This is a genomic window from Thermodesulfobacteriota bacterium (genome assembly GCA_036482575.1).
GTDB lineage: Bacteria > Desulfobacterota > GWC2-55-46 > GWC2-55-46 > JAUVFY01 > JAZGJJ01.
On sequence record JAZGJJ010000069.1, the window covers coordinates 1 to 2,167 of the forward strand.

The 2,167-nt window shown below is 60.8% G+C and carries 4 protein-coding genes; all 4 read left to right on the plus strand.

Features of this window, described 5'->3' with window-relative positions; genetic code table 11:
* A partial coding sequence (gene sucC, locus V3W31_03020; GenBank protein MEE9613910.1) for a succinate--CoA ligase subunit beta occupies positions 1-508 on the plus strand: 508 nt, incomplete at its 5' end.
* A gap of 2 nt (positions 509-510) precedes the next feature.
* On the plus strand, positions 511-1,386 hold the full coding sequence (gene sucD, locus V3W31_03025; protein ID MEE9613911.1) for a succinate--CoA ligase subunit alpha: 876 nt from the start codon (positions 511-513) through the stop codon (positions 1,384-1,386).
* Positions 1,387-1,438: 52 nt separating this feature from the next.
* Positions 1,439-1,642, plus strand: coding sequence for a 4Fe-4S binding protein (locus V3W31_03030; GenBank protein ID MEE9613912.1), 204 nt, complete (start codon positions 1,439-1,441; stop codon positions 1,640-1,642).
* Between the two features lie 9 nt (positions 1,643-1,651).
* On the plus strand, positions 1,652-2,167 hold a 516-nt coding region (locus V3W31_03035), incomplete at its 3' end, for a 2-oxoacid:acceptor oxidoreductase subunit alpha (protein MEE9613913.1).

Genomic DNA, 2,167 nt, shown 5'->3' on the forward strand with positions numbered 1-2,167 from the left:
CAACGCGCTCTACCGCCACAAGGATGTAGAGGATATGCGCGACCTGGACGAGGAGGACTCCCGGGAGGTCGCGGCCGCGCGCTTCAACCTGAACTACGTCTCCCTTGACGGGAACATAGGGTGCATGGTCAACGGCGCGGGGCTCGCCATGTCCACCATGGACATAATAAAGCTCTTCGGGGGCGCCCCGGCCAACTTCCTGGACGTGGGAGGAGGCGCCACGAAGGAGCAGGTAACCGTCGCCTTCAAGCTCCTGACCTCCGCCCCCGAGGTAAAGGCCGTGCTCGTCAACATATTCGGCGGCATAATGAGGTGCGACATCATAGCCGACGGCATAGTGCAGGCCGCGACCGACGTGGGGCTGAAGGTCCCGCTCGTCGTGAGGCTCCAGGGCACGAACGCCGAGAAGGGCAGGGAGATACTGAAGGGGTCGGGCCTTGATATAATCCCGGTCGAAAATATGGACGAGGCCGCCGAAAAGGTCGTCGCCGCCGCGGGGGGGAAGTAACCATGAGCATACTCGTAAATAAAGACACCAAGGTGATATGCCAGGGCATTACCGGCGAGCAGGGCACCTTCCACAGCCGCCAGATGGTCGAGTACGGCACGAAGATGGTCGGCGGGGTAACGCCCGGCAAGGGCGGCCAGAAGGTGGACGGCATACCGGTCTTCAATACGGTCGACGAAGCCGTCAAGAAGACCGGTGCTGACGCCTCGGTCATATACGTACCCGCCCCGTTCGCGGCCGACGCGATAATGGAGGCCGTGGACGCCGGAATAGAGCTCGTTATCTGCATAACCGAGGGCATACCGGTCGTGGATATGGTCGGCGCGAGGAGGTTTATGGCGGGGAGCGGGTCGAGGCTCATAGGTCCGAACTGCCCAGGAGTCATAACCCCGGATGAATGCAAGATCGGCATCATGCCCGGGCACATACATAAAAGGGGTAGTATAGGCGTGGTTTCGAGGAGTGGCACCCTTACCTACGAGGCCGTGGACCAGCTTACGAAACTCGGGCTCGGCCAGTCCACTTGTGTGGGCATAGGCGGCGACCCGGTGAACGGCACGAACTTCATCGACGTGATCGAGATGTTCGAGGCCGACCCGGAGACCGAGGCCGTCATCATGATAGGCGAGATAGGCGGTACGGACGAGGAAGAGGCCGCCGAGTACATAAAGAAGCACGTCAAGAAGCCGGTCGTCGGCTACATAGCGGGCGTTACCGCGCCTGCGGGCAAGCGCATGGGCCACGCCGGGGCCATTATAGCCGGCGGCAAGGGCACGGCCGCCGAGAAGATGGAGGCCCTTGCCTCGGCCGGGGTGCGGGTTACGGAAAATCCGGCGGAAATCGGCAAAACAGTGATGGAACTCCTCGAAAAGGTGTGATATACTCTCTTTTCTTGTGCTGCGAACTCAAAAAGGTTAAGGGGAAATAACAGTGTCTGAACCGGCGAAAAAGCTGCCCAGGATAGTAATAAGCGAAAAGCTCTGTAAGGGCTGCGCCATCTGTGTGGACTTCTGCCCGACCAACGTCCTTGAGATGAAGGGGCCCGTGGTGGTCGTAAAGGACCTCGATGCGTGCACCCGGTGCCAGCTCTGCGACCTCCGGTGCCCGGACTTCGCCATACAGGTCTTCGATTGAGGGTGTATAATGGCTGAGAAGAAAAATAAGAAAAGGCTCATGCAGGGGAACGAGGCCTGCGCCGAGGGGGCTCTCTACGCGGGCTGCAAGTTCTTCGCGGGCTATCCCATAACCCCCTCGACCGAGGTGGCCGAGATCCTCTCGGTAAGGCTCCCCAAGGTGGGAGGCAAGTTTATACAGATGGAGGACGAGATAGCCTCCATAGCGGCCGTTACGGGCGCCTCTCTGGCCGGGCTGAAGAGCCTTACCGCCACGAGCGGCCCGGGATTTTCGCTGAAGCAGGAGGGGCTCGGCTATGCCTGTCTCGCCGAGGTCCCCTGCGTCGTCATAAACGTCATGAGGGGCGGGCCTTCCACGGGCTACCCCACAGGCCCCAGCCAGTCCGACGTCATGCAGGCCAAGTGGGGCACGCACGGAGACCACCCGGTCATAACCGTTACCCCGGCCTCGGTCCAGGAGATACTCTCCGAAACCGTAAGGGCGTTCACTCTCTCCGAGAAGTACAGGACGCCTGTATTCGTCTTC